Genomic DNA, 4,914 nt, shown 5'->3' on the forward strand with positions numbered 1-4,914 from the left:
GGCCCGGATCGGAGCGGACTTCTCCGATTTCGGCTGCACACCGGGACCGCCGCCCAGCGCTCCGCCAGTGAGATCGGCGCCCGCGCCTACACCTCCGGCAACCACGTGCTCATCGGCGACGGCGGCGGCTGGGACGGGTCGATCCACGGCCACAGGTCGGCGCCCACCAGCGCGCCGGCCCGCTGCGGGGCGCGGTCCAGGTCGATGCCGTGCTTCTCGGCCAGCCGGGCCGCGAAGACCCGCTGGAGTTGCGGCCGCAGGGTGGTGGCGAAGTACACGGCGCCTTCCTCGCCGAACGAGTGGTCCACGATGCGCTGCCACTCGCCGAGCGCGGGGGCGCGGCTGCTCAGCAGCCGCACGCTTCTGCGGTAGCCGCTGTCCTGGGCGTCACCGCCGGCGACGTAGCGGGCCACGGCCAGGGCGACGACGGCGAGCAGCACCAGTGCGGTGCCGGCCGCGGCGACGCCGTCGGTGAGGGCGACCAGGGCGATCGCGAGGACGCCGCCCGCGGTGAGGGCGCCGACCACGGTGCGGGAGGACGCCGGCGAGGCGGAGCCAGCGGCGGACGTATCGGCCTCGCGCGTGCGGGTGGAGGTCCGGGTGTCGGGGCTCTCGATCACGGGCGGGCCTCCGCGGTGGCGGCATCGGCCGGGTCAAAGGCAGCGGCGGCCCGCCGTTCGAGCTGTGCGGCGATCTCGGCGAGCGCGTCGAAGGCCCGCCGGCGGTGGCCGTCGTCCATGGGGTGGGTGGAGTAGCGGGCCTCGCGGAACAGTTCGGTCAGGTCGCCGGCGGCCGGGCCGGTCAGCAGGTCGCCGCCCGCCGCGCGCTCCAGCAGGTCCTGCGGGCTGTCCGAGGCGCGCCGGGCGACCCCGGACGCGGCGAGCGAGGTCTCCATCGCGGCGTAGCAGGCGATCACCGCGGCCCGGGCGTCGTCGTTGTCGAGCAGGGCGCGGCGGCCGGAGTGGATGGCCTGGGCGAGGAGTTCCTCGTCGTCGTCCACGAGGCCGAAGGTGCCCAGTGGCGCCGTCCGCTCGGGCCGGGGCAGCATCCGCAGCAGGTACCGGACGGCGTACGCGACGGCGAGGAGGACCGCGGCGATCGCCAGGCCGATGATCAGATGCAGCAGCCAGCCCGGGATGTGCAGTTCCTTGCCACCGCTCGACCGATGGCTCGGTGGCGCCCGATGGTAGATGTCGTCCGAGCGGAACGGCACCGGCTTCCGGCCAGGCGCGGACCGGCCCGCGCCGACATGGAAGTCGTGCAGCCCGAGCAGCACGACGGGCACGGCCACCGGGGCGATCATCAGCGTGTGGCGGACCACGTCGGCCAGCCGCTGCTGGGTGGCGGTGCGGCGCTCGTCGTACTGGCTGAACTGTTCGCGGTAGCGCTTGTTCACCGCGATCGCGGCCACCAGCCACAGCGCCGCGATGCCGACGGCGGCTCCGTTGCCGCCGAGCGGTCCCCGGCCCTGGCTGTTCGCCCCGCTGTCCGGCCGCAGCAGCAGGGCCGCCACGCCGATGCCCGCCACCACGATGACGGCCAGGGCCACCCGGCCCCCGCCCAGTCCGGTGGTTCCCGCGCCTGTTCCCGACTCCCGCCCCGTCAACCGCAACGCCTCCCCCTCGCGCTCGGCAGCTTCGCACACCACTGTGCGTGTGTCACGGGCAGGGGGTCGGCGGCCCGTCCGGTCGGCGACCCCCTGGCGTGCCCGCGGCCACCGGCCGGCCGGCCGGGCGACCGCTCCCCCGCGTTGCGGACCCGCCTCGCCGCGCCAAGCATGGACGCATGGCCGACACGGCGCCGCTCGACGTGATCAGCGCGGGTCTTGCCGAGGTGCACCGGCAGTTGATGCCGGTCACCGACGGCGAGGTCGCGTCGTACATCCCGAAGCTCGCACTCGCCGACCCGGGTGACTTCGGGCTGGCGCTGGTGAGCATGGACGGCCACCGGTACCAGGCGGGGCGCTCCCGGGTGCCGTTCTCGATCCAGTCGGTGTCCAAGCCCTTCGTGTACGCGCTGGCGCTGGCGGAGTTGGGGCTCGACGAGTTCCACCGCTGGGTGGGCAACGAGCCGAGCGGTGACGCGTTCAACGCGATCAGCCTGGAGCGCGGCACCGGGCGCCCGGCGAACCCGATGATCAACGCGGGTGCGATCGCGACCACCGACCTGGTTCCGGCCGCCAGCCCGCAGGAGCGGTTCGCGCGGGTGCTGGAGGGCCTGAGCGCGTTCGCCGGGCGCCGGCTGGAGGTCGACGAGGAGGTGTTCCGCTCGGAGTCCGCGACCGGTGACCGCAACCGCGCGCTGGCCTACCTGATGCACGCCGCAGGTTCGCTGCGCACCGAGCCGCAGGCGGCGGTGGAGACGTACTTCCGGCAGTGCGCGGTGCGGGTGGACACCGTGGACCTGGCCGTCATGGCGGCGACGCTGGCGGCCGGCGGCGTCAACCCGGTGACCGGCCGGACCGTGGTGCCCGAGCCGGTCGCGGTGCAGGTGCTGGCGGTGATGGCGACCTGCGGGATGTACGACGCGGCCGGTGACTGGCTGGTACGGGTCGGGCTGCCGGCCAAGAGCGGGGTGTCGGGCGGGCTGACCGCGGCGAGCCCGGGCCGGTTCGGGATCGCCTGCTACAGCCCGCCGCTGGACCCCACCGGCAGCCCGGTGCGGGCGGTGGCGGCGCTGCGCGAGATGTCCCGGCGGTTCGGGATGCACCTGATGCACGCGCCCGCGCCGGGCCCGGCCACGGTCACGGCGTGCACGACGGCGGAGCGGTGGCCCCCGGGTCCGGACCGCCCGCCGGCCGAGCGGGAGCTGCTGGCGCGGGAGGGGCGGCGGATCGCGCTGGTGGCCGCGCGCGGCGAACTGGACTTCACGGCGATGGAGCGGGTGCTGTACGCGCTCGCGTCGGTGACGCCGGACCGCCCGGGGTGGCTGGTGCTGGACCTCGCCGAGGTGATGTGGGTGCGGCCGCCGGCCCGGGCGATGCTGGAGGCGGCGCTGGCGCGGGTCATCGCGGCGGGGCACCGGGTGTGCGTGGTGCCGGGCGGGAAGGCGTACGGGCATGGCGCGCTGGCGACGGGCGCAGAAGTGCGCGGGAGCCGGGCGGACGCGGTGGCGTGGGCCGCGGACGGGCTGGTCGGGTCCGCTGGGCTGCGGAAGTCGACTGATTGATATATCCAGGAAGGGACAGAAGTGGAAGTGAAAGGGAAGACGACCAGACGGTTCGGGGGCCGCGTCCGCGGCTGAAGGCGCGTATCCGCGCCCCGGCCGTACCGCGTCCGCCCGCTCCGGCTCCGCGCGCATCCCGCGCGCTCCGTCGCCGCCCGCGTCTTCGCCAGCCGCCGGAAAGGTCCGCCCATGCCCTCCATGCACCAGCCGCTGACTCCTGCCGCGCTCGCCGAGTTGCGCCGGCCCCGCAAGTACCCGGCGGTCTCGGTGCTGCTGCCCACCCACCGGCGCGAGCCGGACAACGCGCAGGACGCCGTACGACTGCGCAACCTCCTGGAGGAGGCGAAGAACGCGGTGCACAGCGACCCGGAGGTCGCCAGGGCGGACCGGATCGACGTGATCGGCCAGCTCGACCAGGCGCTGGCCGAGGTGGACCTGGTGTACGCCGAGGACGGCCTGGCGATCTTCGCCGCGCCCGGCGAGCACCACGTGTGGTCGCTGGAGCGGTCGGTGCCGGAGCGGGTGCTGCTGGCGCAGACGTTCCTGACCCGCAACCTGGTGGCGGCCTATGCGGCGAACCAGCCGTTCCGGGTGCTGGCACTGTCCGCGGACGTGGCGACGATGTGGAGCGGCGGCCGCCAGCACGCCCCACAGCAGGAGACGGGCCCGTTCCCGGTGCGGCGGGCGCCGATCGACTTCGACCCGGAGCGGCAGGAGCAGATCGGGGACACCCCCAGCACCTTCAACGACGAGGACACCCGGATCTTCCTGCGGGAGGTCACCGAGGCGGTGGCGGCGGTGCAGGCGGCCGACCCGCAGCCGCTGTACCTGGTGGGCGAGCCGGAGGCGATCAGCGCGCTGGACGAGGTCGGCCCGGTGGCCAGGGACGCGGTGGCGCACGTCGGCCACGGCGGGCTCGCCCAGGGACCGGGCGAGGCGCTGGCCCGGGCGGTCGCGGACGCCGACCGGGAGCGCGACGAGCGGGCGGTCGCCGCGGTGCTCGACGACCTGGATCGGGCCCGGGGCCGCAGGGCGTTCGCCGGCGGCGTGGACGAGGTGTGGCAGTCGGTGACCGAGGGCCGCGCCGCGCTGGTGGCGATCGAGGACGGCTACCGGACCACGGTCAGGGACGACGGTGACCACCTGGTGCCGGCCGGCGCGGACGAGCGCGGCGCCCGCGACGACATCGTGGACGAGATCGCCGAGCAGGCCCTGGACACCGGGGCGCGGGTGCGGTTCGTCCCCGACGGGCACCTCGCGGACTCCGGTCACATCGCGGCGGTGCTGCGCTACTGACCGCACGCCCGCACCCTGCCCGGCCCGACCCGCGTCACTGCGGCGCGGGCGGCCGGACGCAGCCGGCTCCGCGGCGCCGGGCAGAGCCGGCCCGGCGGCACCGGAAGGAGTCCGCTCGGCAGTGCCAACTCCCGCTCCACACCTATACGATGAGGTTCCGGTTCACGGCGGGGGCGGTGGAATCAACGCATGGTTGACGGGGACGGGGCGGCGCCCGGGGCGACGACCCTGGCGGAGAAGATCGACTCGCTCTTCCGCGTGGTGCGCCGACCGGATCGCGAGGCGTACACCCACGAGGAAGTCGCGCGCGCCTGCCGGGAGGCGACCGGGGAGAGCTTCTCGACCACCTACCTGTGGCAGTTGCGCAGCGGTCGGCGGACCAACCCGACCAAGCGCCATCTGGAGGCGCTCGCGCAGTTCTTCCAGATTCCGGTCGCGTACTTCTTCGACGAC

Annotated in this window: 4 protein-coding genes and 1 pseudogene; 3 read left to right on the forward strand and 2 right to left on the reverse strand. The window is 75.0% G+C overall.

All coding sequences use genetic code 11. The features are described from left to right. Positions 1-86 precede the first annotated feature (86 nt). Both AC13HU_RS32060 and AC13HU_RS32065 read right to left on the reverse strand, forming a co-directional pair. Positions 87-620: a hypothetical protein gene (locus tag AC13HU_RS32060; protein WP_483045490.1), complete on the reverse strand. Its 534-nt coding sequence runs from the start codon at positions 618-620 to the stop codon at positions 87-89. Beyond that, positions 617-1,648, reverse strand: a complete 1,032-nt coding sequence (locus AC13HU_RS32065; RefSeq protein ID WP_483045491.1) for a DUF4129 domain-containing protein — start codon at positions 1,646-1,648, stop codon at positions 617-619. The genes AC13HU_RS32060 and AC13HU_RS32065 overlap by 4 nt, the downstream gene beginning before the upstream one ends. A gap of 137 nt (positions 1,649-1,785) precedes the next feature. On the opposite strand from AC13HU_RS32065, the gene glsA reads away from it, so the two are divergent. The 3 genes and pseudogenes from glsA to AC13HU_RS32080 all read left to right on the forward strand — a co-directional run. After that, complete coding sequence (gene glsA, locus AC13HU_RS32070; RefSeq protein ID WP_483045492.1) at positions 1,786-3,168, forward strand: glutaminase A; 1,383 nt, start codon at positions 1,786-1,788, stop codon at positions 3,166-3,168. Positions 3,169-3,363: 195 nt separating this feature from the next. After that, a complete protein-coding gene (locus AC13HU_RS32075; RefSeq protein WP_483045493.1) occupies positions 3,364-4,461 on the forward strand; it encodes a baeRF3 domain-containing protein in 1,098 nt (365 codons plus the stop codon). A 189-nt stretch (positions 4,462-4,650) separates the two neighbouring features. Continuing rightward, positions 4,651-4,914, forward strand: a pseudogene (locus tag AC13HU_RS32080) (XRE family transcriptional regulator); the annotation flags it as partial.

This window comes from Streptomyces sp. NH27 (assembly GCF_056859195.1).

Coding starts and splice junctions, on each gene's coding strand:
- glsA (WP_483045492.1), top strand. CDS start 1,786: ATGGCCGACACGGCGCCGCTCGACGTGATCAGCGCGGGTCTTGCCGAG.
- AC13HU_RS32075 (WP_483045493.1), top strand. CDS start 3,364: ATGCACCAGCCGCTGACTCCTGCCGCGCTCGCCGAGTTGCGCCGGCCC.